Raw genomic sequence first — 24,787 nt, forward strand, 5'->3', positions numbered from 1 at the left:
GAGGAAAGGTGAGCATCTTCGGGACTCACCGCGCCGCGCGTGCGGCGCACCATGCCACCGCTCGCAGACCCTTGATTAGACGGAGAACTTTACCCTGCCAGCGTTGCGCCGCGACGTTGCTTGCGCTGTATCGGTGAGCTTTTTCGGGAGATCGGCCGAGTGAAGCGAAGGGTGAGGCCGGCGCGCGTAAGGCGCGCACCGGCTTGTGTGTCGACGCATCAATTCGGCTTGCCGCTCGACGACCCGTTGCCGTCGCCCGACGCACCGGCGCGGCCAGCGCGCGGCTTGCCGCCTTGCGAAGCCGGCTTCGAAGCGCCGCGCGCCTGCGCCCGCGCGCGATCGGTGTCGGCGTCGTCGTCATCGTGATCGTCGCCATACGTGTGCCCTTCGACATCGTCGCCGCGCGCCAGGCCCACGAGGAAGTTGCGCTGCGGATTCGCCAGTTCGATGCCGCGTTCCGTGAAGCGCAGCAACACGCGCTTGTTGAACTCACGCTGCACGCCCCAGCGTGCCGAGTCCTTGCACTGAATCTGCCCGACGAGCGTCACGGTCGCGCCGTCCACCTGATCGACGCCCCAGTACGCGAAGTCGCTGAGAATGCCGTTCTTGAACGCGTCTTCCTTGCGGATCTCGGCGCCGATGTCCTTGAGCGTGTCGATGGCGCGCTGCAGATCCGCGCCATGCGCGATCTGCACCTTCACCGCCGCGTTGCCGATGCCGCGATTCGTGTTGTTCACGGTCGTCACCGAACTGAACGGCACGGTGTAGAGCGAGCCATCGCCGCCGCGCAGGCGCACGGTGCGGATCGAGAGAAACTCGACCGTGCCCGACACGCCCGCCACCGTCACCCAGTCGCCCACCTGCATGGCGTTTTCCGTCAACAGGAAGATGCCGGTGATGAAGTCCTGCACGAGCTTTTGCGAGCCAAAGCCGAGCGCCACGCCGAAGATACTCGCGCCCGCAATGAGCGGCGCGGTGTTCACGCCGAGTTGCGAGAGCGCGGTGAGTCCGACCACGACGAGGATCGAAACGAGCAGGGTGGTGCGGAACATCGGCAAGAGCGTGCGCAGGCGCGCGGCGCGCACGAAGTCGCCGGCGTCGGTCCATGCGTTCAGGCGCCGCTCGGCCGCGCCGTTCGCGAACTCCCAGATCGCGACCGCGGCAATGACGGCGATCACGATAGTGAGGACTGCAGAGCCTAGCAGATGCCCCATCGGCGCGAGCGCGAGAATGCGTGCGGGACGCAGGCCCCAGACGTGCAGCAGCAGGTCGAGCGTCACGATCCAGATCGCCACGACGACGATGCGCCGCAGCGCCGGGTAATAGCGATACGCACGGCGCTGGCCGAAGCTCATCTTCTCCTGATCTTCGCGCAACCCGAACGCGCGGCTCAACGCGCCGAGCAGCACGATGGCGCTCACGCGCGCGGCGAGCAGGACGACGAGAGAGAGTCCGCCCGCGCGCAGCAGCGCCGCGTAGCCGCCGCGCAGATCCAGCGCCCAGACGAACCAGAGCGCCAGGACGACGAAGAGCGCCACGGCAACCCAGATGTCGGCGAACCATTGCATGAACCAGGCATACGAGCCATGGCGCGCGGCGGCGGCGCGCATGGCATCGGCCACGGGGCGGCGCAGTTGCAGGATCATCACGGCGAGCGCGAGGTGGCCGATCAGCGTGACGACCTTCACGAGCGCGAGATGCGCGTCCTCGGTCATGCCGAGCGGCACCGCGCCGCCAATCGCTCCGCCCACGCCGCCGATCACGACGATGCGCACGAGCCAGCGCTGCGCGTAAGCGGCCCAGTCGTCGGGCAGCGGCACGAGGCGCAGCGCGGCGGCGTCGGGCGCGAACAGCAGCTTGCCGAACATCACGATTACGCGGCAGATCACATACGTATCGACGATCTGGCCCACGGCAGCGGCGGGCGCGGCGTCGTCGGGGCCGAAGAGCGACAGCACGCCCGCGGCGCACAGGCCGAAGGCGACCACGGGCACGACTTCGAGCAGCATCACGAGCAACGCGCCCGGCAGACGCTGCAAGAGGCGCCAGTGATGCGCCCCACGCAGCGCGTGGTACGCCTCTTTCGCGCGTTCGGCGGCGGTCTTCGGCGTGGCGTCGGCGTTGTCCTTGGCTTGCGCCGCGACCACGGTGGCGCGCGCTGCCGCGTTGGCGCCCGCGTTCGCATTGGGGCCGGCGTTCGGGTCGCTGTCCTTTTCGTCCTTGCCGCCCTTGCCCTGGGCCGGCTCCATGCCGGCGGCTTCGCGCAGGGCGTCTTGTTCCGCGTCGGCCTTCTCATCGGCGGCCTGCGCCTGCGCGGCGAGCGCGAGGCTCGTACCCGTCGCTTCAGGCGTTTGTGGCTGCGGCGTTGGCGTGCCGCCTTGCGGGGGTTCGGCGTCCTCGCGCTGTTTCGCGGCCTGATGCGCGGCAATGGCGCGCTCCGGCGTGGCGACGACGCGGCGCAGCACCGTGGCGAGCGCGAGCGCGGGCACGAGCGTGAGCAGCAGCACGCGCAGCAACGCGAGCAGCAGCGCGTGGCCTTCCGGCGTGTTCAGATGGTCCTGCCACCAATTGCGCGTGGACCAGAGGCCGATCAGCGTCGCGAACGTATGGTTCAGATGCTGGCCGACCGTGCGCGCGCCGTGCGCGGCGTGATCGGCGATCTGCACGACCAGACCGTTGGAGCGAAGCGCGCCCGCGAGCGGCGCGGAAGCGGGCTTGGCCGCCGCCGCGCCGGAGGCCGCGGCGGGCGCACTGGCCGGCGCACTCGCCGAGGCGGGCACGGCCAACGCGCCGGCGGCGGCGATGGCGCGCAGCGTGTCTTCCATGTGGCCGCGCTGTACGGGATCGTCGAGAACCTGCAGGGCGGCTTGCGCCTGGGTGGGCGTGAGCGCCACGGGGGCGGCCGGGTTGGCCGCGTTGGCGTTAGTGGCGGGTGCGGCAGGCTGGGCGGGATGCGCTGGGCTCGCGCCGGGCTTGAGCGCTTCGGCGACGGTGGCCGGTGTCGCCGCCGTCGCATTCGTCGCGCCGAGCGCGAGCGTCAGGCCGGCAGAAACGGCGAGAGCGGCAACGAGAGCATGCAGGCGCGACGCGCGCGGGAACCGAAAGGCAGAAGAAAGGGACATCCTTGTCATTGGCTTACGGGTCGCGACAGCGGCGACCCATCAGTGGCGGCGGAGGAAAAGACAGCGAGACGAAACGCGCGGCTGGAAGCGCGTTGGCGCGGCGCACAGCGTGCCGCCGCCCGATTCGTCGGAACGTTCGACGCGCTGCCGCAATTTTGGTGCCCACTTGTACAGGCGTGGGCCACATGGCGTTTGCGGAACCGCCAAGAACGGCGCGGCGCGCGAAACGTGAGTGCTGACTATGCCGGGAGTATGCCTCTTTTACCTTACGAATGCGGATGAGGCGCGCACGACTTTGTTCCGATAAAAGGGCCGCTTCGATGCCATACGCGGTCCTCGGCCTACGCGGGTTTTGATCAGTGGCGCGTGCGCCCGTGCGAATGCTACCGTTGCACGGTCCACTATCCAGGCCCGCCAGAGGCCGACGAGGAGAGCCATGAACAGCGTCAGCATGACCGGAGTGCGCAAGGGCAAACTGAGCCACACGCAGTTGATCGTCGCCGCAACAATCGGCAATGCGCTCGAATTCTTCGATTTCACCGTCTACAGCTTCTTCGCGCTTACCATCGGCAAGCTGTTCTTTCCCACCATGTCGAGCTACGGGCAGTTGCTCGCCTCGGTGGCGACTTTCGGCGTGGGCTTCGTCATGCGGCCGCTGGGCGGCGTCGTGATCGGCGCTTATGCCGACCGCGCCGGACGCAAGCCCGCCATGACGCTCACCATCTTCATGATGGCGCTGGGCTGCATGCTGATCGGCCTCGCACCCACGTACGCGCAGATCGGGGTGGCCGCACCGGTATTGATCGTGTTCGCGCGCTTGCTGCAGGGGTTTTCCGCGGGCGGCGAAGTGGGCGCTTCCACCACGCTGCTGATCGAGGCGGGCACGCCCGTCAATCGCGGCCTGCTGGGTAGCTGGCAGTTCGCGAGCCAGGGGATGGGTGTTTCGCTCGGCGCATTAACGGCCGGACTCCTGACGACTTTCCTCGCCGCCGACACGCTGCTCGCCTGGGGCTGGCGCGTGCCTTTCCTCATGGGCGTGGCGATCGCGCCGCTCGGCATGTGGATTCGCCGGCGTCTGGACGAGCAGTTGCCGCCGCAGGCGAGCGTGGTGCGCATGCCGGTGCTCGCCGTGTTGCGCGATCACTGGCGGCGCGCGGCGCTCGGCATCCTGCTGACGATCGGCTCCACGGTCACGGCCTATGTCGTCACGTTCTATATGCCGACGTATGCGATTCACGAACTGAAGGTGCCCGCGCCCACGGCCTTGCTGGCGGGGCTCGTTTCCGGCGTCGTGACGTTTCTGGTGGCGCCCGTGTCAGGACTGCTCTGCGACCGGTTCAGCCGCCGCGCGCTGATCTTCTGGCCGCGCGTGGGCGTCTTGCTGTTGATCTACCCAGCGTTCCTGTGGCTCGCGAGCGGCCCGGACGCCACGCGTCTTTTGATTACCGTAGGCGGCCTGAGCGTGCTGCTGGGGCTGCAGGCCGCGCCCTCCATCACGATGCTGCCCGAGATGTTCCCGCGCGCCGTGCGCGCGACGGGCATGGCGATCGTCTATGGCATTGGCGTGGCGATTTTCGGCGGCTTCGCGCAGACCGTTGCCACCTGGCTCGTGAAGAGCACGGGCAATCTGCTCGCGCCCGCGTGGTACGTGATGGCGTGCGTGGCGATCTCGTGCCTTGCGTTGCCGTTCATTCGCGACCTTACGGGCAAGCCGCTCGAGGATTGATGGCTAGCGTTTCTGGCGCGCCGCTTCGAGATTCGAATCGAGCTGGCGCGCCAGACCGTAGAGCATGCCGAGCGACGGTGCCGCGATGCCCACGCGCTGCGCCAGTTCATAGGGCGCGCCTAGCAGGGCTTCGACTTCGAGCGAGCGGCCCGCTTCCACGTCTTGCAGCATCGAGGTCTTGAACGCGCCTAGCTTGCGCGTGATCGCGTTGCGCTCCTCGATGGTCATCGCGAGGCGAATGCCGAGCGCTTCGCCAATCGCACGCGCTTCTGCCATGACCGTGCTCACGAGCTGCGCCGTGAGCGGGTCGTCGAGAATCACGTCGGCGGCCGAGCGCGTGAGCGCGCTGATGGGGTTCATCGTCATATTGCCCCAGAGCTTCGCCCAGATATCGGCCTGAATCGGCGCGGCTTTTGCGACCTCGAAGCCCGCTTTCGCAAGCAGATCGCGCGCTTCCTGCGCGCGTTCGGCCATGTGCGCCGAGCCCTCGCCGACGATCAGATGATTGCCGCCGCCCTTGCGGATCACGCCCGGCCCCGCAATCGACGACGACAGATGCACGACGCAGCCCGAAGCCTGCGCAGGCGGCAGCGCCTTCGAGACGACACCACCCGGATCGACCGCTTCGAGCCGGCCGTTCTCGTGCGTGCCGCCGAATCCGTGAAGGAACCACCAGGGCACGCCGTTCATTGCCGAGACGATATGCGTGTGCGGGCCCACGAGCGGCGCGAGCGAAGCTGCCGACTGGGCGAGCGCCTGACCCTTCAGGCAAACGAAGATGATGTCTTGCGCGCCGAGCGTGGCGGCGTTATCGGTGGCGTTGACGGCTTGCGTGTAGCGCGTGTCGCCTTCGACGATCGTCAGGCCGTCGCGGCGAATCGCTTCCAGATGCGCGCCGCGTGCGAGCAGATTCACTGGAATGCCTGCGCGCGCAAGACGCGCCGCGATCAGGCCGCCGATCGCACCGCCGCCGACGACGGTGATCTTTTGATTCGGGGTGTTCAAACTTTCACTCCTGATATGAAGGGTCGATGCGCGTGACGCGACGAACCAGCGCGTCGAGCACGTTCTGGCCTGCGCCATGTTCGGGCGAGAACTGCAAGGCGTCGCGCGTCGAGCGTTCGGTAATGGCGGGCGAGATCGGCAGCGTCTGGCCGCGCATCGAATCGGTCACGACCTGTACTTCGCACGCGCGATTGAGCGTCCACAGCAGCGCGAAAGCGTGCGCGAGGGTCACACCATGCGAGAGCAGCCCGTGATTGCGCAGAATGAGCAGCCGTTTGTCGCCCATCGACTTCAGAATGCGCGATTTTTCTTCGGCGTGCACGGTGATGCCCTCGAAGTCGTGATACGCGACCATGTCGTGCAGCTGCGCCGAATAGAAGTTTGTATACGCGAGGCCGCCTTCCATACACGCCACCGCGAGCCCTGCCGTGGTGTGCGTGTGCATGACGCAATGCGCGTCTGCCACGTTTGCATGTATCGCGCTGTGAATCACGAAGCCGGCCGGGTTGATCGGATACTCGCTCGGACTCAGGATATTGCCTTCGAGATCGATCTTGACGAGATTCGAGGCCTTGATTTCGTCATACGTGAGCCCGAACGGGTTGATGAGGAAATGCTTGTGCGGGCCGGGCACGCGCAGCGTAATGTGATTGAAGATCAGCTCGGTCCAGCCCATGAGATGAAACACGCGATACACAGCGGCGAGTTGCACGCGCGCCTCCCATTCCGTGGGGTCGCACCATTCGGGGCGCGTGCGCTGGATGTTTTCATTCATGAAAGTCTCCTCGTGGCGGGCTCTGATGAGGCCGATCCTACGCGCAAATAAATGCGTGTGCAAGCATCAAATTTTCCGTGAAGTGCCTGCAGAATAGGGCTTTCATCGATGCTATCCTGATGGTGTGGCCGCATTTCGCGGCTGGCGAAAATCAGGCGGGAAGATCCATGACGGGGAAGTACAACATCGCGGAGCTGTTCACCTACCGGCTCCATGTGCTCAAGAAGCAGACCGATCGCACGATGAGCGAGGCGTTCGAGGCGGCGCTTTCCCTGTCGCTCACGGAGGCGCGGCTGCTGCTCAGCGTGGGCGCGTTCGGATCGTTGTCGGTGTCGGATCTCGGGCGCGTGTCGAATCTCGACCGCAGCCAGGCGAGCCGCGCCACCGACGTGCTCGAACGCAAGGGCCTGCTCGCCAAGACCTCGAACGAGGCGGACGGGCGCGGCGTGATCGTGGCGCTCACGGCGCAGGGGCGCAGCACCTACCGGCGCGCCACGACGATCTCGAAGGCGACGAACGACGCGATCCTCGCCACGCTGAGCGAGCACGAGCGCGAAGTGCTGGCGAGTGTGCTGGCCAAGCTCGTGGAGAGCGGGGAAGAGGGCGAATGAAGCGCGCCCCGCGCGCGATGGAATGAACGCGAAATGAGCGCGTGCTAGCCGCGCACCGCAGGCTGGCGGAATTTTGCGGCCAGTTCGCTTGCGCTGCGTGCGAGCAACGACACGTCGCTGCCCACGGCGACGAACGTCGCGCCGGCTTCCAGGTATTCGTTCGCAATGACCGGATCGGCCGCGAGCACGCCCGCGCCTTTGCCCTGCGCGCGCACGGTGCGAATGCCGTTGCAGATCGCCTCGCGCACCTGCGGCGAGCCTGGCTGGCCCAGCAGGCCCATCGAAGCGCTCAAATCCGCCGGCCCGAAGAACACGCCGTCCACGCCTTCCACCTTCGAGATGGCTTCGAGCTGCGCGAGCGCGCTTGCCGTTTCCACCTGCACCAGTACGCACAATTCTTCTGCTGCGTGATGCAGATAATCGGCAGAGCCGTTCCAGCGCGAGGCGCGCGCAAGCGCGCTGCCCACGCCTCGCACGCCGTGGGGCGGATAGCGCGTCGCGGCAACGGCGGCGCGTGCCTCTTCGGCGTTCTCGATCATCGGCACGAGCAGCGTTTGCGTGCCGACGTCGAGCAGTTGCTTGATGATGGCGGCGTCGTTGCGCACGGGACGCACGATCGCGTGCGTGGAGTAGGGCGCGACGGCCTGCAGTTGCGCAAGCGTGCTGCGCAGATCGTTGGGCGCATGCTCGCCGTCGATCAGCAGCCAGTCGAAGCCCGTGCTCGCAAGCAATTCGCTCACGTAGGAGTCGGCGAGTGCGGCCCACAGGCCGATTTGCGGACGGCCTTGCGCGAGCGCGCGCTTGAATGGGTTGGCGGGTACGTCCATGATGACGGCATCCTGATCAGATGAAATGGAAGCCGATGCCGCCCAGCGGGCCGTAATCGGCATGGAACGTATCGCCCGCGCGTGCCGGAATCGGCGCCGTGAACGAGCCGCTCAGGATCACGTCCCCGGCTTCCAGGCGCTCGTCGTGGCGCGCGATCTTGTTGGCGAGCCAGGCAACGCCGGTTGCCGGATGGTTGAGCACGGCGGCGGCCAGCCCGCTTTCCTCCACGGCGCCGTTCCTGTAGAGCAGCGCGCCGACCCAGCGCAGGTCCACGTCGAGCGGCTTCACCGGGCGGCCTCCCAGCACGACGCCCGCGTTGGCGGCGAAGTCGGAAATCGTGTCGAACACCTTGCGCGGCGCTTTGGTTTCGCGGTCGAACTGCTCGATGCGCGCGTCGATGATCTCGATGGCCGGCGTCACATAGGCCGTGGCGTCGAGCACATCGAAGAGCGTGACGTCGGGCCCTTGCAGCGGCCGGTTCAGCACGAACGCGAGCTCCACTTCCACACGCGGCGCGACGAAACGGTCCGCGCGAATCTCGCTGCCTGCGGGGATGAACATGCTGTCGAGCAGCGGCGCGTAGTCAGGCTCGTCGATCTGCGACGCGCGCTGCATGGCGCGCGACGTGAGGCCGATTTTGCGGCCCTTGATCGTGTGGCCCGCGGCGAGCTTGAGTTTGACCCACTCGCGCTGTATCGCGTAGCCGTCGTCGATTGTCATCTCCGGATGCGACCGAGAGAAATGCCGTAGCTGCGTGCGCGTGCGTTCTGCTTCGTCGAGCTGCGCGGCCAGCTCGCAGATGGTTTGCTGATCTAGCATCATGAACTCACGTTTTTGAGTCGGGCGTGCAGGTTGTTGTGCTTCCATGCGCCTTCCTCGCTGAACTCGACGATTTCGAGCGAGAGCGCGAGGCCGTGCGACGCGAAGGCTTGTTCGAAGTGCTGCTTGATCGCCTCGAAGAGCGCATCGCCCGTCGCCCGTCGCACGGCCTGGGAGCGGCCTGCGCCGATCTTCAGGCAGCCGTGCAGGAAGGCGTTCCCGGGATCGCCGTCGGCAATGAAGTACTGCTCGCAGCGCAGTGCACGCGTGCGAATGCCTCCGCGAGGATAGACGCGCGCGCCGTTCTCATCGCGTTGCGCATCGAGCACGTGGGCAAGCGATTCGCAGAGCTGAGCCATGCTGCTCGCATCCGCGAGATTCGCGCTGTATTCGAGGGTGAGATGGGGCATGGCGTTCTCCCGTGTTTGAGCCGCTTAAGCCGGCAGCGGCGTGACCGGCAGGATGGCGTTGATCTGCCCGGTGCCCGAGCTGCCGAAATACGGCGTGACGACTTCCGCCCGGCCCTCGTAGCGGTCCCACCCGAGCGCGCCGAGCAGCATGGCGGTGTCATGCATGCCGCCTTCGCCCCAGCACTTTTCGTTGTACATCGGCAGCATGTCGCAGAAGGTTTTCCAGTCGCCGCGCTCCCACATCGCCACGACGTTGCGATCGGTCGCTTCGAGAAACGGGTCCCAGACCTTGTGCATGAAGGCTTCGGCTGTGCCGTTGTTGGCGAAGTGGTGGCTGAGCGACCCGCTCGCGAGTATCGCCACCGTGCCGTCGTAGCGTTCTTCGATCGCGCGGCGCACGGCCAGGCCAAAGCGCGCGCTCGTGGCGAGGTCGTGCCACATGCACCAGCCCGCCACCGAAACCGTGCGGAAATGTTCGTCGCCGTTCATATAGCGCATGGGGACGAGCGTGCCGTATTCGAGGTCGAGCGTCGTTTCGCTATGGGCGCGTGTCTTGACGCCCATTTCGTTCGCGACATCGGCAATCAGATGGCCAAGCTGCGGATTGCCGGGATACGCATACGGCATGTTCTTGATGAAATGCGGCAGCTCGTTGCTCGTGTAGATGCCTTCGAAGCGCGACGCACAGTTGATGTGATACTCGCTGTTCACGAGCCAGTGCACATCGAACACGACGATCGTATCGACGCCCAGCTCACGGCAGCGGCGGCCGATCTCGTGATGGCCGTCGATGGCCGCCTGGCGGCAGCCCTTGTGGGGACCGTCCAGTTCGGAGAGGTACAGCGAAGGTACGTGCGTGACCTTGGCCGCCAGCGCGAGTTTGCCCATTACACGCCCCAGTGCGGAATGTGATGCGAGCCGAGCGAAACACACACGTTCTTCGGCTCGAGGAACACTTCGTAGCTCCATGTGCCGCCTTCGCGGCCCACGCCCGAGGCCTTCGTGCCGCCGAACGGCTGGCGCAGGTCGCGCACGTTCTGGCTGTTCACGAAGCACATGCCCGCTTCGACGGCGGCGGCCACGCGCAGCGCGCGGCCGGTGTTCTCGGTCCACACGTAGCTCGACAGACCATAGGCGATGTCGTTGGAAAGGCGGATCGCGTGCGCTTCGTCGTCGAAGGGAATCAGGCACGCCACCGGGCCGAAAATTTCTTCCTGCGCAATGCGCATGCGGTTATCGACATCGACGAACACGGTCGGCTGAACGAAGTTTCCGTTCTTCACCGCGTCGGGCAGCGCGGGTGCGTCGAGGCCGCCGCACGCGAGCGTCGCGCCCTCCTTCGGGCCGAGTTCGATATAGCTGCGTACTTTCGCGAGATGGCCCTGGCTGATCATCGGGCCGACGATGGTTTTCTCGTCGAGCGGATCCCCCACGCTGATGCGCTTCGCACGCTCGACGAAGCGCTCGGCGAACCTCGCGTAGATCGAACGCTGCACGAGAATGCGCGAGCCGGCCGTGCAGCGCTCGCCGTTGTTCGAGAAGATCATGAACACGGCGGCGTCGAGCGCGCGCTCGAAATCGGCGTCTTCGAAGATCACGAACGGCGATTTGCCGCCCAGCTCCATCGAGAACTTCTTGAGGCCCGCGGCCTGCACGATGCGGTTGCCCGTAGCCGTCGAGCCCGTGAACGAAACCGCGCGCACGTCGGGGTGTGCGACGAGCGGCTCGCCCGCTTCCTTGCCGTAGCCGTGCACGATATTGAGCACGCCCGCCGGAATGCCCGCGTCGAGCGCGAGCTGGCCGAGCATCGAGGCCGTGAGCGGCGATAGCTCGCTCATCTTCAGCACCGCGGTATTGCCGAACGCGAGGCAGGGCGCGACCTTCCACGTGGCGGTCATGAACGGCACGTTCCAGGGCGAGATGAGCGCGCACACGCCCACGGGATGAAACAGCGTGTAATTCAGATGCGTGGACGTGGGGTAGGTGTGGCCGTCCACTGCAGTGCAGACTTCGGCGAAGTAGCTGAAGTTGTCGGCGGCGCGCGGCACGAGTTGCTTGCCGGTTTGCGAAATGGTCTGGCCCGTGTCCTTCGTTTCGGTCTGCGCGATTTCGGGCACGTTCTTCGCGATCAGCTCGCCGAGCTTGCGAATCGCCTTCGCGCGCTCCGCGGCGGGCGTGGCCGCCCAGGCGGGGAAGGCGTCTTTCGCGGCGCGCACCGCGAGATCGACTTCCTCCGCGCCGCCGCGCGCGACTTCCGCGAGCACGTCCTGGTTCGCCGGATTCACGGTTTCGAAGTAGTCGCGCCCGCTGTGCGCGCGGCCGTTGATCAGATGGTCGATTCGCATGTCTAACGTAGTCCGTGTTCGATTCGTTGGCGGGTCAGCGGCCGAAGTCGGCGTCGCTCGCGATGGTGTTGACGAGACGGCCCAGACCGTCGATCTCGCACACCACTTCGTCGCCCGCATTCACGTTGACGACGCCTTCGGGCGTGCCGGTCAGAATGACGTCGCCGGGGGCGAGCGTCATGAAGCCGCTCAGATACTCGATGAGTTCCGCGATGCCGGTGACGAAATCGCGCGTGTTGCCGTTCTGCTTGAGTTCGCCGTTCACGTAAGTGCGCAGGCCGAGCGCGTTGACGTCGGCGATATCGGCGGCGTCCACGAACCAGGGGCCGAGCACGGTACCGCCGTCGCGGTTTTTCACGCGCAGGTTCGGGCGGTAGTAGTTCTCCAGATAGTCGCGGATCGCGTAGTCGTTCGCGATCGTGTAGCCCGCCACGTACTGCATGGCGTCCTCACGTTTCACGTGCTGCGCGGTGCGGCCGATCACGACGGCAAGTTCGCACTCGTAGTGCATGAACGTCACGTCGGCGGGGCGGCGCGTGGTGCCGCGGTGGCCGATCACGCTGCCCGGCCCCTTGAGGAACACGAGCGGCTCTTCCTGCTTCGAGAATTGCAGTTCTTTGGCGTGCTCGGCGTAGTTGAGCCCGAGTGCGAAGATCGTGCCGGGCTCGAAAGGCGCGAGCCAGACGACTTCGTGTTCCTCGCGCACGCGGCCGTCGGCGAGCCGCACGCGGTTCCCGTCGGGCGTGGCGTCGTGGATTGCGCCTGCATAGGCAACGCGTCCGCGCATCATGCTTGTTCTCCCTGCGCCACGCTTGCCGCGACGAATTCGATTTCGAGCGGCGCCCAGTCACCGATGGAAATCGCTGCACGCGCACCGGCCTGAACCACGGGTGCGCCATGCGGCACGCCGAGCGTGATGACGTCGCCGGGGGCGAGCGTCATGAAGTCGGTGACATCGGCGAGCAATTGGGCGACGCCGCGAACGCTCGTGGCCGTGGTTGCATGGAAGGCCGCGCCGCCTTCGACGTTCACCGCAATGGCAAGTGCATCGGGGTCGGCAACATGCCGGCGCGCGACTACGGCGGGGCCGATCACGCAGAAGTTGTCGCGCGCGCGAAACCGCACCGAGGGACGATAGACGCTTGCGTGCGGCACGCTCAGATCGGCCACGAGCGTATAACCCGCGATGTAATCGAACGCTTCGTGTGCGGCGACGCGCGCGGCGGTTCGACCAATCACGACGCCGAGCGATGCGCCCACCTGGACGCCCTCGCTGCCGGGCACGACCACGCGCGCGCGGTGGCCCGCGAGGGTGTTGCGCGGCTTCAGGTAGAGAACGGGCGCGCGCGGCGGCGCCTTATATGGGGGCGCGTTCACGGCGTCGCCCAGCGCTTCGAGTGCGTGGCGGTCGTTGAGCAGCGTGCCGTAGACAGCGCCGCTCACCGGCGCCCGGCAACGCGTGCCCGTGGCGAGGAGCACGCTCACGGCAGCGGCGCTGATGTCGCGCGGCAGGGCCTCGCCTTCGACGTGCAGCAGATGATCGGCAACGGAAAACATGGCTTGGATTCGCTTCACGGAAACACTAATATGTGAGTGATGGTGCGCTTGCTATCATCCGTCGTCAATCGCCGATGAGAATTTTTCGGGTTTCTCCTGGTACGTCGAATTCCTCGTTTAGCTGAAACCGCCATGTCCGATACTTCGCGCCCGACCACTCGCGTTGCGCACCGCAACCTGCCCATGCTGCTGCTGCGCGCGCGCGAAAAGATGATGGAACGCTTTCGCCCGCTCATCACGTCGCACGGCCTCACCGAGCAGCAGTGGCGCGTGATACGCGCGCTCAACGAAAGCGGACCGCTCGAGCCGCGGCAGATTTCCGACCTGTGCACGATATCCAGCCCGAGCATGGCGGGCGTGCTCGCGCGTATGGAAGCGCTTGGCCTCGTGACGAAGGAGCGTTTCGCCGACGACCAGCGGCGCGTGCTCGTCTCGCTCACGAAGAAGAGCCATCAGCTCGTGAAAGCGATTTCGAAGGAACTGGAGGCGCGCTACAAGGCGCTGGAAGCGGAGGTGGGGCCGGAGGTCGTCGAGCGTGTGTATCGCGCGATTGACGATCTGCTCGCCGGTCTGGAGGAGTGAGCGTGGCGCACCTTCTGGCGCGCTCGTGAGGGAAAGGTGAGGCTTTTCGGGAGCGGTCCGTGCGGATAGTTCGGACCGCGTATGAGGGCCTTGCGCGACTACGCGAGCGAAGCGAACGCCTCGTCGAGTTCGGTGGCGTTTTGCGGACGCACCACGCGCGCGACCTCCACGCCGTCGCGCAGGAAGATGAGCGTGGGCCAGAGCTTCACGCGAAACGAGCGGCCTAGCGCGCGGCCCGGTCCGTCTTCCACTTTCAGGCGACGCACCTGCGGATTGCGCTCGAATGCCGCGCCAATCAACGGTTGCGCGCCCTGGCAATAGCCGCACCAGTCGGTGCCGAATTCGACGACGGCGGCCCCGCTGAGCGAGTCGATTTCCTTGCGGGCGGGGGCGTTCGTGGCGTAGCTCATCGTGTGATTCCTCGCATTGGCATTTGCAGACATCCACCTACGATACCGCATCGCGCGGCATCGTTCAGGCTTCGCTTTGGCGCTGACTTGGACGTTCGCATGGACGTTCGCGCGAGAGGTGAGGCTTTTCGGGAGTGAGCCGGTTCGCGCTTGTTCGCGCACCTTGAACGGAATCGCGCGAGCGCGAGGTGCATGCTGCCCCGAGCAAAAGTGCCTTGAAAACAAGGGCGAAACGCAAAACCAGCGTGTGATGCGGTGAGCGAAAGCCGACCGGCGGTCGCACTGAAGGTGGCGTGAATCCACGCTTCGAAGCGTAAAGGTGAGCGTTTGCGGGAGAGGCCGAAGCGTGCCATCGGCGCTCATGTGAAGCGAGGCGAGGCACCTGCCGATCCATTGTGCGAAATCCACGTTAGCCCTGATTTCAAGGCGTTTTTTAGTCGCCATGCGCGACGAAGCGACAAGCCGTCGCGCTCGCGGCTTCTGCGCGCGGGCAGCAAAGGTGAGAAGATTCGGGAGTGCACTTTGCGTTGCCCCCGCGCTGCCGGGCCTCGAATGGACGCCCGCAGCCGATGGGTATATAACATTAAAAAGTGCGGGATTCTTTTGACTACTGCTCACCAAGGGAGATCGAGTTCATCATGACGAGCGACGACAAGCAAAAGCAGGACGCTCAAAAGCCTGGCGCCGGTTCATCGCAACCGGATCTGGAAAGTCTGAATGCCGCCTTCAGTCACGTCGACGAAGGCGTGAAGTCCGGCAAGATCGCGGCGGGCGCGGCCAAGGGCCTCGTCTTCAGCCTCGTCGAAACGCTGGGTGCGCTGGTGGGCGACCCCGACCTGCCGCAACACGCGCGTTCGGGCTACGAAGGCTTGCTCGAAGCCGCGCGCGAACTGCGCGCCAAGCTGGAGCACTAATCATCCTCGACGCGTGCGGCGGCTCTGCCGGGTCAGCCGCCGCACGCTCACGTAGCCAGCAGGGCGGCCGCGAGGCCGTCCGGCGCTGCGCCGATGCGTAGCTCCGGCGTGCCGTGCCAGTCCGCGCAACGCTGCAGCGCCCGGCGCAAGTCGGTCACCAGACGGCCGCTCGCGCGCACGCCGGGCTCCAGATGCAGCGACTTCACCTCGAACACCTGCTGCGCCCGATGCGCCTTTGCGTCGATACGCCCGATCAGCCGCCCGCGATTCAAGATCGGTAGTACGAAGTAACCGTACTTGCGCTTCGCAGCCGGCACATAGCATTCCATGGCGTAATCGAAATCGAATAGCGCGAGCGCTCGCTTGCGGTCCCACACCACAGGATCGAAGGGCGAGAGCAAGGTCGTGACCGTGGAAGCGAGCCTGCCGCTCGCCGCTTCGCCGATGAGCGCCGCGTGCTCGCAATGTACGAACGCATCGTGCTTCCAGCCTTCCACGCGCACGGGCAGCAGCTCGCCCGCGTCGGCGAGTGCGTGCAGGGAATCGGCATACGGGCGGCGCGGCAGGCGGAAGTAGTCGGCGGCCCAATCCGCGCGGATCACGCCGAGCGCGCGGCAGGAGCGCAGGAGCAGCTCGCGTTCCGCTTCGGCGCGTGGCGGCAGGTCGCGCGCGTCGTTCCAGTGCGGCAGCACGCGCTCGGCCACGTCGTACACACGCTGGAAGTTGTGCCGCTGCGCCACCATCAGCGCGCCGGTTGAGAACAGCACTTCCAGATGCCGCTTCTCCGGCTTCCAGTCCCACCAGCCGCTGCCTTTGTCGCCCTCGGCGCGCGCGAAGTCGGCGGAACGTACGGCGCCCTCGGCGCGAATGCGCTCGAGCAGCGCGTCGATCTCGTCACGGTATTGTTCATGCCACTCGGCCGCGTATTTCCAGCCCATGCCGGAAGGGTCGAGCATGCGATGGCGCAGCAGCCCGTAGTCCTCGATCGGCAGGAAGCAGGCTTCATGCGCCCAGTATTCGAACAGGTGCCCTTGCGCGAGGTGCGCGTCGAGCCAGGCCGGCTCGAACGCGCCAATGCGGCTGAACAGCACGAAATAGGGACTGCGCGCGACCACGTGGATCGTGTCGATCTGTAGCTGCGCCATGCGGCGGATCGCGTCGAGCACGTCGTCCGGCGTAGCCTTGCGGCGCGGCGGCGCGAGAAGCCCCTGCGCCGCAAGGTGCAGCGTGCGAGCCGCCGCGAGCGGCAGAACTAGCGAGGAACCGGCTTCGGCAAGCGTAGGCGCTTCTGCAACTTCCGCAGCGCGCTCACGCATGGACGCCCGCAATCACCGTCACCGGCCGCAGTGCAGCGAGCCGTTGATGGATCTGCGCGACCACGGCCGCGCCTTCGCCCACCGCCGCAGCCACGCGCTTGGTCGAGCCCGCGCGCGCGTCGCCGATCGCGTAGACGCCTTCCACCGAAGTCGCGAGGCTGCACGACTCGTTATCGCCGGTCAGCACGAAGCCGTGCGGGTCGAGCTTCACGCCACACGCTCGCAGCCAGCCGGTGTTCGGTTCCGCGCCCGTGAAGAGGAACAGGTGGCGCGAATCGAAATGGTCGACGCCCTCCGGGCACGGCATCTTCAGGCGCACCGCCGCGAGGCCGCTCGTGTCTTCGTCCAGGCCGCCGATCTCGCTGTGCCCATGCACGCGCACGTTCGAGAGCGAGGCGATACGGTCGATCAGATAGCGCGACATCGTCGATTCGAAGCCGGCCTTGCGGATCAGCACGTCGATCTGGCGCGCGTGCGTGGAGAGATAGACGATCGCCTGGCCCGCCGAATTGCCGCCGCCCACGAGCACGATGTTCTCGTGCTTGCAAAGCTTCGCCTCGACCGGCGAGGCCCAGTAGTAAATGCCGCGCCCGGTATAGCGATCGATGCCCTCGATCGCGGGCTTGCGGTACACGGCGCCGCTAGCGATCACGACCGTATGCGCGCGCACATCGCCGCTACAGGTTTCGAGCCGCCGCGGTTCTTCATCGCAGATCAGCTTGCGCACGGAGACCGGAATGGCCACGTGTGCGCCGAACTTTTGCGCCTGCACGAACGCGCGGCCCGCGAGCGCCTGGCCGGAGATGCCCGTGGGAAAGCCCAGATAGTTTTCGATACGCGAGCTGGCGCCCGCCTGGCCGCCGGGCGCGCGCGAGTCGAGCACGATCACCGAAAGGCCTTCGGAGGCGGCATAGACCGCCGTCGCGAGACCGGCCGGGCCCGCGCCCACCACGGCGACGTCGTAGACGCGCTCGCCGTCCAGCTCCGGCAGGATGCCGAGGCACGTGGCCAGCTCGGGCGCACTGGGACGACGCAGCACCGACCCATCGGGGCAGATCACGAGCGGCAGGTCCTCGCAGCGCGCGGCGAAGCGCTCGATCACGCCGCAAAGCATGCCTTCGTCGCGCTCGTCGAGCACGGAATACGGATGGCCGTTGCGCGAGAGGAAGCCTTGCAGCGAAACGAGCGTGGGGTCGTCGTGCTTGCCCACGAGAATCGGGCCGCCCGCGCCCTTTTCGATCAGCGAGACGCGGCGCAGGATCAGCGCGCGCACGATGCGCTCGCCGAGCTCGGCTTCGGCGACGATGGCCGCGCGCAGCCGCTCGGGCGGAATCAGGATCGCATCGACAGGTTCGAGCGCCGTGCCGTCCACGAGCGCCGGGCCGCCCGAAAGCTGGCCCACTTCGGCGAGAAAATGCCCGCGCCCATGCTCGACGATGAGCCTTTCGCGGCCAAGGCCGTCGCGCTGGGACACTTTCACGGAACCGGAGAGCAGCACGAACATGCCGGGGCCGGTTTCGCCCGTGCGAAAGAGCAACTCCCCTGCTGACCAGTGGCGCTCTTCGCCGAAGCGCGCGAGGCGCGCGATTTCGTCGTCGGTGAGCTGGGGGAACATCTGATGGCGCCGCGTGGAGAGCGTCGAGAACGGCGCTTCGGCGGGTTGCGGCTGCGTGTCGGAGTGGCGGCTCGCGGAAGGAAGTTCCTCGGATTCGGGAACCTCGGCTTCGGTGATCGTGCCCATCTGGCGGTTCTCCTCGTGCGGGCGGCTCGGGAGCGGGCCGCCCGGATCAGACAGCTTTAGGCGTGATGTTGACCGGGACGTCGGCGTGGGCGTGCATCTGCAGCGACTCGAGCGTGCGGCCGGCATCGCGCCATGCGTCGAGACCGCCGAGGAGCGGCACCACATCGGTAAAGCCGGCCTCGGCGAGCTTCTTCGCCATCCAGGCCGCGGAAATTTCATTGGGGCACGAGCAGTAGATCACGAGCTTCTGGTCGTTCGGGTACTTGCCGACGATCTCGTCGAGCTTGCGCTCGTCGGCGAACAATGCACCCGGAATGATGTACGGATCGAGCTTGCGCTTTTCCTCTGAACGAATGTCGAACACGACGGGCGGCGGCTTGGCGCCCATCGCGCGGTACAGGTCTTCCACCGTGATGCGCGCGTTCGCGAGCTTTTTGATGAGCTGGCGGCGGCGCTGCCAGCGGTAGGTCGCATAGAGCATGAGCAGCACGACCACCACAACGAGGGCGAAGCGGCCAAGGCGGCTCGCGCCGCTCATCAGCATGTCGATCTGCGGCGCGAACATCACGCCAATGAGCAGGCCGGTGCCGGACCACAGTGCCGCGCCGACGCCGTCGAAGCCGACGAACTGGCGGTAGGGCACGCCCATCGCGCCGGCCATCGGCACGGAAACGAGCGACAGCCCCGGCACGAATTTGGCGACGGCGAGCACGCGCACGCCCCAGCGGCCGAAAAAGCGCTCGGTTTTTTTCACGCAGGTGTCGCGCGAGAGCGAGAGCTTGCAGAGTGTCTTGAGCGTATTGCCGCCGTAGAGGCGCCCGGCCATGAACCACACGCTGTCGCCAATCAGCATGGCGAAGATGGCGAGCCCGAGCACCGGCGCGACCTGCTGGCCGATCGAACCGGGATGCATGGCCGCCATCGCGCCGAACAACACGAGCGCGGGCATCGCGGGCACGGGCAGCCCAAGCGATCCGGCGAGCACATTGATGAACACCAGCGCAGGCCCGTACTGCGCGATGAGGTCATGTAGCATCGGCTTACTTCCGTTGCGCCTAAAGGTTAGGAACGGGAAAGATAGGAGGGTAACGTAAAGATTATGGACGCATTTCGAAGGCGTGCAAGCGACCCCCCTGTACGCGCGTGAGAATGCCTGCCGAGTGGGGCAGGCATGTGAAAAAAGCGCCGGATTGAAAAGGGGGAAACGCGAGGTGTGCGCGGCCCCAAAGCGACAGAACGCGGCACACGAGACTACGCGCGCCGCGTTCGTGTCGCCACTTTCCGTGCGCTTAACGCGTGTGTGATTCCCCGGGCAACTCGGCGCCTTGTGCGCGAATTGCCGCGATCAGCTCGGCCGGCGTGATTTCGTAACGCACTTCGCGATGAATGCCAGGCTTGCGCTCGTCGACTTCGACCAGCAAGAGGCTTTTGCCGTCGGCCGCCGATTCGAGGCGCAGTGAACGCAGTTCGCGTCCGGTCGCGTCGTCATGCTCGGTGAGCAGGGTCATGTTTCCGGAAGACCCGGTCGTGCGCATTGATGTTGTCCTCGTGCGTTGGGTGGTCGAGCCATTGTACGGGGTCGGCTGCGCGGCGTGTTTATGCAAGTGAGCGCAGACACACACAGCGAGATCGCTGTGGCGCGACCCTGGCCAGCCAGTGTAACGCGACTCGCCGCCGCGACCCCCGTTTTTGCGCGCGCAACAACGGGCCATGCGAAATGCGTTGCGCGTTGCACCGCTGTCATGGTTGCGAAGCAAAGCGATGCCAGGCGCGAGGCGTACGCACCAGAAAAAACGGCCCATCCGGGCAGGCCGGGTGAGCCGTTGAAACGCCGTTGTTACTCGGATCAGCAAACCGTGGTACGGCTTGCTGACGGTTTTCATGGTGACGCCCGGGCGCCCCACTGTCGAGATGGGACTAACGCCGATCTCTCAGACCAATAGGCGAAGCGGCTCGCCTGCGCTTGCGGCGAGGCGCGCGTACCGGTCGTTATGCCGCGATGTCCTCGGCGGCTTCGGCAAGATTGACGCTCTGGCGGCGCACCGGGGTGCGAGCGGACTTCGAGCGCTGGAGCGCATCGGCGCCCGCCACGGTGAAGAGGCGCACGGCTTCGTCGAGCACGTCGGCCTGCTCGGCGAGCCGTTGCGCAGTGGCGGCGGCCTGCTCGACGAGCGCGGCGTTCTGCTGCGTGGCGCTGTCCAGATGCGCGACGGCCTGATTGACCTGGCGAATGCCTTCGGCCTGCTCGCCGCTCGCGTTCGCGACCTCGGTGATGATCGACGAGACGCGGGTGACGGCTTCGTCGATCGAGCGCATCTGCGCAGTCGTGTTGCCGACGAGGCGCGTGCCCTCGGCGATCTCGGTGACGCTGGCGTCCACGACCTGCTTGATCTCCTTGGCCGACGCCGCGCAGCGCTGCGCGAGCATGCGCACCTCGCCCGCCACCACGGCGAAAGAGCGGCCGGCCTCGCCCGCGCGGGCGGCTTCGACCGCGGCGTTGAGCGCGAGGATGTTCGTCTGGAACGCGATGCCGTCGATCACGCCGGTAATGTCGCTGATCCGGCGCGACGCGTCGGTGATGCCCGTCATCGTGCGCTCCATCTGCGCGGCGATCGAGCCGCCCTCGGCGGCGGCGGACTGGGCGTCGCGCGCGAGATCGAGCGCGCGGGCGCTGGCTTCGGCGTTGGCCTGCACGGTGGTCGTGAGCTGATCCATCGTGGCGGCGGTTTCCTCGAGCGAGGCCGCCTGCATTTCGGTGCGGCGCGAGAGATCGAGATTGCCGCTCGAGATTTCGTGCGCGGCGTCGAGCATGCCGTCGATCTGCGAGCGCACGTCGAACACGATCGCCGTGAGATTGGCCTGCAACTGGTTGAGCGCCTGGAGCACGTCGCCGAGATCGTCGTTCGTGGCGACCGCGAGCGTGGCTGTGAGGTCGCCCGCGGCCATGCGCGTGGAGGCCGTGGTCATCTGCGCGAGCGGCGCGCCGAGATGGCGCGTGGTGAGACGCCAGGCGCCGAGCGCACACACGCAGGCCGCGCCGAATGCACCCCAGAACGGCAGCGGCGGCAGACCTTGCCAGGCGGCGAAGCCGGCCGCGGCGAACACGGCGGGCACGGCGCCATAGCCGAAGGCGATACGCGTGGCGATAGGCACGCGCAGGACCGCCTGCAGCGCGCCCACGAGGCCCGTGCGCACGACGGAGCCGTGGCGCAGCCGCACGCCCTGCAGACGGCCCTCGCGCATTTGCGCATAGAAGGCTTCAGCCGTGCGGATTTCCTCGCGCGTGGGCTTCACGCGCACGCTCAGATAGCCGACCACCGTGCCCTGCTCGGAGACGGGCGTTACGTTCGCGCGCACCCAGTAGTGGTCGCCGGACTTGCGGCGGTTCTTGACGATCGCGGTCCAGGGACGGCCATCGCGAACGGTCTCCCACAAGTCGGCGAACGCTTCGGCCGGCATGTCGGGATGACGAATGATGTTATGTGCCTTGCCGATCAGCTCTTCTTTCGTAAAGCCCGACACCGCGACGAACGCAGGATTGCAGTACTGAATGCGGCCCTTGAGGTCGGTGGCCGAGACGAGCATCTGCGAAGCGGGATAGTCGAATTCCTGTTGCGTGACGGGTTGATTGTTGCGCATGAGATTCCTTCGATGGGGCCGCTTGAGACCCAACAACACAGCGAGGCATAACGGCATTTCCCTTACAAACTTTAGGGGTATGCACGCGTGAGGCACGTCTGGGCCGATCTGCGCGCAGCGAGAAAATCCGTTGTGCTATCAATGGATTGGCGTGGATGTTGGGGGGTGTATGCACAGACTTTTCCCCGTTAACTGTGGACAAGTCCAGTGCCTCCAAAACGTGCAACTTCTCTGTCGCGTGGAGCATTGACGTTTGCGATCATGGACTTAGGTTCGCTGTCCAGAAGTTGTGCACAGGGCTGCCAACAAAATCTGTGGAAAAGATGGGTGCGTTTCGAGGCGCTGCGGGACGGTGTTGCCGCGAATGGGAACGCCGCGGGTTAACCGAAGCGCATCAAGGACTTGATGCGGTCTTCCAACGGTTACGCACAGGGCTGCCAACAAATTATGTGGACAAGTCATGGCGTGCGGAACGATTCGTGTTGCCAACGAAACCGGCCTCGAAGGCGCGCTTCGAACGACACGCCTTCACCGGCGACTTAACCTTGAGTTATGTCGACGTAACCGATTTCAATTGCCGCCTCGCTGCAAGGCATGAATACTCGGGTGCGGCGCACGACGCGCCGACGGACCATCCGGAGGAGACTAAATGAAAAAAGTTGCAACGCTCGCAGCAGTCGTCATGGGATGCACGTATCTCGCGCCGGTCCAGGCGCAGGACGCCACGAGCGCTACCCTCAAAAAAATCCGCGATACAGGCGTGATTGCCCTGGGCGTGCGGGAATCGTCAGTGCCGTTCTCGTACTACGACAGCGAGCAACACACGATCGGCTATGCGCAGGACATCGCGCTGAAGATCGTCGACGAGGTGAAAAAGGAGCTGAAGCTCGACAAGCTCACGGTCAAGGAAATTCCGATCACTTCGCAGAACCGCATAACGCTCGTGCAAAACGGCACGATCGATATCGAGTGCGGTTCGACCACGCACACGAAGGATCGCGACAACCAGGTCGCGTTCACGAACAGCTTCTTTCAGTATGGCGTGCGCCTGATTGCGAAAAAGGATTCCGGCATCAAGGATTTCCCCGATCTCGCAGGCAAGACGGTCGTGACCACGGCGGGCACGTCGGAGGACCGGCTGCTGCGCGAAATGAACAACGACAAGAAGATGGGCATGCAGCTCATCGCCGCCAAAGATCACGCGGAATCGTTTCTCAACGTGAAGACGGGGCGCGCGGTCGCGTTCGTGATGGACGAGCCGCTGTTGTACGGGGCGCGGGCCAAGGAAGCGGACCAGCAGGACTACGTGATCACCGGCACGCCGCCGCTCTCGGAGGTTTATGGCTGCATGGTGCGCAAGGACGATCCGGTCTTCAAGAAACTGGCCGATGGCGTGATCGCTCGCATGCAGACTTCGGGTGAAGCGCAGCGGCTGTACACGAAGTGGTTTACGCAGCCCGTGCCGCCCAAGGGGATGAACCTGAACTATCCGTTGTCCAACGAGAATCGGGCGCTGTTTGCGCATCCGAATGATCGGGCGCTCGACTGATCGCAGTTTTTCAATGCGGCGGCCGCAACCGTGCGGCCGCCACGCAACGCGCGCTTACTTCGCTTCCCCTTCCTGCCATTCTTCGGTCGCTTCCACATCCCCCGCCACCGAGTAAAGCACCCGCGTATTGCGCGTCTCGAGGAAATCTTCGAGCGTCTCTCCACGCATGGCCGCGTAGATGTGAAGGTTCGAAGTCCCAACGACTGCGCCAAGCTTTTCCAGCATGAAGAAGATCACGCCGTAGTGAATCAGTCCGCGCCAGTCACGGCGGCGCACGAGATCCTTTTCCTCATCGGTCAGCCCGGCCTCGTCAAACGAGCGCTCCGGGTCGGCGAGAAACGCGCGCCGATGTCCCTCGTCGATCATCGCGTGCAGGTACTTGTTCAGCCGGTACGCCTTCACACTCGATTCGAGGCCGAACGGGTAGGTGCCCGTGAGCTTCTCCGCGCCGGCCAGTTGCTGCGCCATGTGCTGACGGTGCCGCGCCTGCGCGTCGCCCGCCGGCGTCATCGCCGTGTTCTCGAGCACGAGCGTGCCGATGCCCGTCATCGAAGGCAGGTAGTAGCCGCTGTGCACTTTCTTCACGCTGCCGCTCAGCGCGCCGCGCATGATCAGCCACATGATGATTTCGGCGCCTTCGAGCCCGCCTAGCTGCGCGTACTCGGCGTGCGTCATGTCCGCGAGCGCTTGCGGGTCGTTCGTGATGGCGTCGAGGAAGCGGTGGTCCCAGTCCACGTTGTTGAAGCCCGCGTGTTCGCCATGCACCTGGTGCGAGAGGCCGCCCGTTGCCATCACCACCACGCGCAGGTCCTCGGGGTAACTTTCGATCGCGCGCCGCAACGCCTGGCCGAGCTTGAAGCAACGGCGAGCGGTCGGAATCGGGAATTGCAGCACGCCCACCTGCAGCGGCACCACGCGCGTGGGCCAGCCCGTTTCCGTGCGGTCGAGCAGCGCCGACATCGGCGAGAAGAAACCGTGGTCGAGCGGCTTGTCCTGGAAGAACGACATGTCGAACTCGTCGCTCATGAGGCTCGTGCCGATATGGCGCGCGAGGGCCGCGTGTCCGCCAATGCCGGGCAGGTCGCGCACGCCGCCGCCTTCGTCGGCGACCGCGTATTCATCGCCGATGCCGAGCGCGAACGCCGAGTAGTGGTCGAAGAAGAACGACGTCACGTGGTCGTTGTAGACGTAGACGATGGCGTCGGGCTGCTGCTCGCGCAGCCAGCGCTTGACCGGCTCGAAGCTTTCGAAGATCGGCGCCCAGGCGGGATCCTGCTCCTTGTGCGCGTCGTGCGCGAAGCCGATGGTCGGGGTGTGCGAAACGGCGATGCCGCCAACGATCGTGGCCATGTCTCCCAGCTCCTTGTTGCGGGTGATTTACGCGGATGGCGCCAATGTAGGGTTGACGGCAGGTTATGTAAATTGACTTTTTCGGGAA

The 24,787-nt window shown here is 65.8% G+C and carries 22 protein-coding genes; 5 read left to right on the forward strand and 17 right to left on the reverse strand.

Going from position 1 to position 24,787, the window contains the following annotated elements:
* Positions 1–218: 218 nt before the first annotated feature.
* The gene (locus E1N52_RS16035; RefSeq protein ID WP_246089085.1) at positions 219–3,122 is read right to left on the reverse strand and encodes a mechanosensitive ion channel family protein; all 2,904 of its coding nucleotides are present in this window, start codon (positions 3,120–3,122) and stop codon (positions 219–221) included.
* Positions 3,123–3,558: 436 nt separating this feature from the next.
* Here E1N52_RS16035 and E1N52_RS16040 point away from each other — a divergent pair, with 436 nt between their 5' ends.
* Positions 3,559–4,848, forward strand: a complete 1,290-nt coding sequence (locus E1N52_RS16040) for an MFS transporter (RefSeq protein ID WP_133183744.1) — start codon at positions 3,559–3,561, stop codon at positions 4,846–4,848.
* A gap of 3 nt (positions 4,849–4,851) precedes the next feature.
* Here E1N52_RS16040 and E1N52_RS16045 read toward each other — a convergent pair whose 3' ends face one another.
* Both E1N52_RS16045 and E1N52_RS16050 read right to left on the reverse strand, forming a co-directional pair.
* Positions 4,852–5,853 carry a 2-dehydropantoate 2-reductase gene (locus E1N52_RS16045; RefSeq protein ID WP_246089086.1) on the reverse strand — a complete coding sequence of 334 codons (1,002 nt, stop codon included), beginning with the start codon at positions 5,851–5,853 and terminating at the stop codon, positions 4,852–4,854.
* Positions 5,854–5,857: 4 nt separating this feature from the next.
* Complete coding sequence (locus E1N52_RS16050; protein ID WP_133183746.1) at positions 5,858–6,628, reverse strand: class II aldolase/adducin family protein; 771 nt, start codon at positions 6,626–6,628, stop codon at positions 5,858–5,860.
* Positions 6,629–6,795: 167 nt separating this feature from the next.
* Between E1N52_RS16050 and E1N52_RS16055 the strand changes: the two genes are divergently transcribed.
* Complete coding sequence (locus E1N52_RS16055; RefSeq protein WP_133183747.1) at positions 6,796–7,239, forward strand: MarR family winged helix-turn-helix transcriptional regulator; 444 nt, start codon at positions 6,796–6,798, stop codon at positions 7,237–7,239.
* Positions 7,240–7,283: 44 nt separating this feature from the next.
* Here E1N52_RS16055 and hpaI read toward each other — a convergent pair whose 3' ends face one another.
* From hpaI to E1N52_RS16090, 7 genes are read right to left on the reverse strand one after another with little or no spacing between them, the layout of a single operon-like run.
* Positions 7,284–8,066, reverse strand: a complete 783-nt coding sequence (gene hpaI / locus E1N52_RS16060) for a 4-hydroxy-2-oxoheptanedioate aldolase (RefSeq protein ID WP_133183748.1) — start codon at positions 8,064–8,066, stop codon at positions 7,284–7,286.
* 16 nt (positions 8,067–8,082) lie between these two features.
* Entirely contained in the window at positions 8,083–8,886 is an 804-nt protein-coding gene (gene hpaH, locus E1N52_RS16065) for a 2-oxo-hept-4-ene-1,7-dioate hydratase (protein ID WP_133183916.1), read from the reverse strand.
* Complete coding sequence (locus E1N52_RS16070; RefSeq protein ID WP_133183749.1) at positions 8,886–9,296, reverse strand: 5-carboxymethyl-2-hydroxymuconate Delta-isomerase; 411 nt, start codon at positions 9,294–9,296, stop codon at positions 8,886–8,888. The genes hpaH and E1N52_RS16070 overlap by 1 nt, the downstream gene beginning before the upstream one ends.
* A gap of 24 nt (positions 9,297–9,320) precedes the next feature.
* On the reverse strand, positions 9,321–10,184 hold the full coding sequence (hpaD, locus tag E1N52_RS16075) for a 3,4-dihydroxyphenylacetate 2,3-dioxygenase (RefSeq protein ID WP_133183750.1): 864 nt from the start codon (positions 10,182–10,184) through the stop codon (positions 9,321–9,323).
* Positions 10,184–11,641 (reverse strand): 5-carboxymethyl-2-hydroxymuconate semialdehyde dehydrogenase, encoded by a 1,458-nt coding sequence (gene hpaE / locus E1N52_RS16080; protein WP_133183751.1) that lies wholly within the window; start codon positions 11,639–11,641, stop codon positions 10,184–10,186. Before hpaE ends, hpaD begins: the two co-directional genes overlap by 1 nt.
* A gap of 34 nt (positions 11,642–11,675) precedes the next feature.
* Positions 11,676–12,431, reverse strand: a complete 756-nt coding sequence (locus E1N52_RS16085; RefSeq protein ID WP_133183752.1) for a fumarylacetoacetate hydrolase family protein — start codon at positions 12,429–12,431, stop codon at positions 11,676–11,678.
* Complete coding sequence (locus E1N52_RS16090) at positions 12,428–13,198, reverse strand: fumarylacetoacetate hydrolase family protein (protein ID WP_133183753.1); 771 nt, start codon at positions 13,196–13,198, stop codon at positions 12,428–12,430. The genes E1N52_RS16085 and E1N52_RS16090 overlap by 4 nt, the downstream gene beginning before the upstream one ends.
* 183 nt (positions 13,199–13,381) lie before the next feature.
* On the opposite strand from E1N52_RS16090, the gene hpaR reads away from it, so the two are divergent.
* Complete coding sequence (gene hpaR, locus E1N52_RS16095; RefSeq protein WP_133183917.1) at positions 13,382–13,780, forward strand: homoprotocatechuate degradation operon regulator HpaR; 399 nt, start codon at positions 13,382–13,384, stop codon at positions 13,778–13,780.
* 98 nt (positions 13,781–13,878) lie between these two features.
* On the opposite strand, the gene E1N52_RS16100 is transcribed toward hpaR, so the two are convergent.
* Positions 13,879–14,190: a thioredoxin family protein gene (locus tag E1N52_RS16100; RefSeq protein WP_133183754.1), complete on the reverse strand. Its 312-nt coding sequence runs from the start codon at positions 14,188–14,190 to the stop codon at positions 13,879–13,881.
* Positions 14,191–14,828: 638 nt separating this feature from the next.
* Between E1N52_RS16100 and E1N52_RS16105 the strand changes: the two genes are divergently transcribed.
* A complete protein-coding gene (locus tag E1N52_RS16105) occupies positions 14,829–15,104 on the forward strand; it encodes a hypothetical protein (RefSeq protein ID WP_028207911.1) in 276 nt (91 codons plus the stop codon).
* A 47-nt stretch (positions 15,105–15,151) separates the two neighbouring features.
* Here E1N52_RS16105 and E1N52_RS16110 read toward each other — a convergent pair whose 3' ends face one another.
* From E1N52_RS16110 to E1N52_RS16130, 5 genes are all read right to left on the reverse strand, one after another.
* A complete protein-coding gene (locus E1N52_RS16110) occupies positions 15,152–16,420 on the reverse strand; it encodes a winged helix-turn-helix domain-containing protein (RefSeq protein ID WP_133183755.1) in 1,269 nt (422 codons plus the stop codon).
* Positions 16,413–18,161, reverse strand: a complete 1,749-nt coding sequence (locus E1N52_RS16115; protein ID WP_133183756.1) for an FAD-dependent oxidoreductase — start codon at positions 18,159–18,161, stop codon at positions 16,413–16,415. Before E1N52_RS16115 ends, E1N52_RS16110 begins: the two co-directional genes overlap by 8 nt.
* A 46-nt stretch (positions 18,162–18,207) precedes the next feature.
* The gene (locus E1N52_RS16120; protein ID WP_133183757.1) at positions 18,208–19,197 is read right to left on the reverse strand and encodes a DedA family protein/thiosulfate sulfurtransferase GlpE; all 990 of its coding nucleotides are present in this window, start codon (positions 19,195–19,197) and stop codon (positions 18,208–18,210) included.
* A 253-nt stretch (positions 19,198–19,450) separates the two neighbouring features.
* On the reverse strand, positions 19,451–19,696 hold the full coding sequence (locus E1N52_RS16125) for a hypothetical protein (RefSeq protein WP_028207914.1): 246 nt from the start codon (positions 19,694–19,696) through the stop codon (positions 19,451–19,453).
* A gap of 454 nt (positions 19,697–20,150) precedes the next feature.
* Entirely contained in the window at positions 20,151–21,800 is a 1,650-nt protein-coding gene (locus E1N52_RS16130) for a methyl-accepting chemotaxis protein (protein ID WP_133183758.1), read from the reverse strand.
* A gap of 649 nt (positions 21,801–22,449) precedes the next feature.
* On the opposite strand from E1N52_RS16130, the gene E1N52_RS16135 reads away from it, so the two are divergent.
* Positions 22,450–23,349: a transporter substrate-binding domain-containing protein gene (locus E1N52_RS16135; RefSeq protein ID WP_133183759.1), complete on the forward strand. Its 900-nt coding sequence runs from the start codon at positions 22,450–22,452 to the stop codon at positions 23,347–23,349.
* 54 nt (positions 23,350–23,403) lie between these two features.
* Here the strand turns inward: E1N52_RS16135 and E1N52_RS16140 are convergent, their stop codons facing one another.
* A complete protein-coding gene (locus tag E1N52_RS16140) occupies positions 23,404–24,699 on the reverse strand; it encodes a gallate dioxygenase (RefSeq protein WP_133183760.1) in 1,296 nt (431 codons plus the stop codon).
* Between the last annotated feature and the right edge of the window lie 88 nt (positions 24,700–24,787).

The organism is Paraburkholderia guartelaensis, assembly GCF_004353905.1.
GTDB lineage: Bacteria > Pseudomonadota > Gammaproteobacteria > Burkholderiales > Burkholderiaceae > Paraburkholderia > Paraburkholderia guartelaensis.

Excerpts from the sequence above, each read along its gene's own strand:
- E1N52_RS16050 (WP_133183746.1), bottom strand. The coding sequence starts at position 6,628 with ATGAATGAAAACATCCAGCGCACGCGCCCCGAATGGTGCGACCCCACG.
- E1N52_RS16055 (WP_133183747.1), top strand. The coding sequence starts at position 6,796 with ATGACGGGGAAGTACAACATCGCGGAGCTGTTCACCTACCGGCTCCAT.
- E1N52_RS16110 (WP_133183755.1), bottom strand. The coding sequence starts at position 16,420 with ATGCGTGAGCGCGCTGCGGAAGTTGCAGAAGCGCCTACGCTTGCCGAA.
- E1N52_RS16115 (WP_133183756.1), bottom strand. The coding sequence starts at position 18,161 with ATGGGCACGATCACCGAAGCCGAGGTTCCCGAATCCGAGGAACTTCCT.
- E1N52_RS16125 (WP_028207914.1), bottom strand. The coding sequence starts at position 19,696 with ATGCGCACGACCGGGTCTTCCGGAAACATGACCCTGCTCACCGAGCAT.
- E1N52_RS16130 (WP_133183758.1), bottom strand. The coding sequence starts at position 21,800 with ATGCGCAACAATCAACCCGTCACGCAACAGGAATTCGACTATCCCGCT.
- E1N52_RS16070 (WP_133183749.1), bottom strand. The coding sequence starts at position 9,296 with ATGCCCCATCTCACCCTCGAATACAGCGCGAATCTCGCGGATGCGAGC.
- E1N52_RS16085 (WP_133183752.1), bottom strand. The coding sequence starts at position 12,431 with ATGATGCGCGGACGCGTTGCCTATGCAGGCGCAATCCACGACGCCACG.
- hpaE (WP_133183751.1), bottom strand. The coding sequence starts at position 11,641 with ATGCGAATCGACCATCTGATCAACGGCCGCGCGCACAGCGGGCGCGAC.
- E1N52_RS16100 (WP_133183754.1), bottom strand. The coding sequence starts at position 14,190 with ATGAGCTACGCCACGAACGCCCCCGCCCGCAAGGAAATCGACTCGCTC.
- E1N52_RS16135 (WP_133183759.1), top strand. The coding sequence starts at position 22,450 with ATGAAAAAAGTTGCAACGCTCGCAGCAGTCGTCATGGGATGCACGTAT.
- E1N52_RS16120 (WP_133183757.1), bottom strand. The coding sequence starts at position 19,197 with ATGCTACATGACCTCATCGCGCAGTACGGGCCTGCGCTGGTGTTCATC.
- hpaH (WP_133183916.1), bottom strand. The coding sequence starts at position 8,886 with ATGCTAGATCAGCAAACCATCTGCGAGCTGGCCGCGCAGCTCGACGAA.
- E1N52_RS16105 (WP_028207911.1), top strand. The coding sequence starts at position 14,829 with ATGACGAGCGACGACAAGCAAAAGCAGGACGCTCAAAAGCCTGGCGCC.
- E1N52_RS16035 (WP_246089085.1), bottom strand. The coding sequence starts at position 3,122 with ATGTCCCTTTCTTCTGCCTTTCGGTTCCCGCGCGCGTCGCGCCTGCAT.
- E1N52_RS16040 (WP_133183744.1), top strand. The coding sequence starts at position 3,559 with ATGAACAGCGTCAGCATGACCGGAGTGCGCAAGGGCAAACTGAGCCAC.
- hpaD (WP_133183750.1), bottom strand. The coding sequence starts at position 10,184 with ATGGGCAAACTCGCGCTGGCGGCCAAGGTCACGCACGTACCTTCGCTG.
- E1N52_RS16140 (WP_133183760.1), bottom strand. The coding sequence starts at position 24,699 with ATGGCCACGATCGTTGGCGGCATCGCCGTTTCGCACACCCCGACCATC.
- hpaR (WP_133183917.1), top strand. The coding sequence starts at position 13,382 with ATGCTGCTGCTGCGCGCGCGCGAAAAGATGATGGAACGCTTTCGCCCG.
- hpaI (WP_133183748.1), bottom strand. The coding sequence starts at position 8,066 with ATGGACGTACCCGCCAACCCATTCAAGCGCGCGCTCGCGCAAGGCCGT.
- E1N52_RS16090 (WP_133183753.1), bottom strand. The coding sequence starts at position 13,198 with ATGTTTTCCGTTGCCGATCATCTGCTGCACGTCGAAGGCGAGGCCCTG.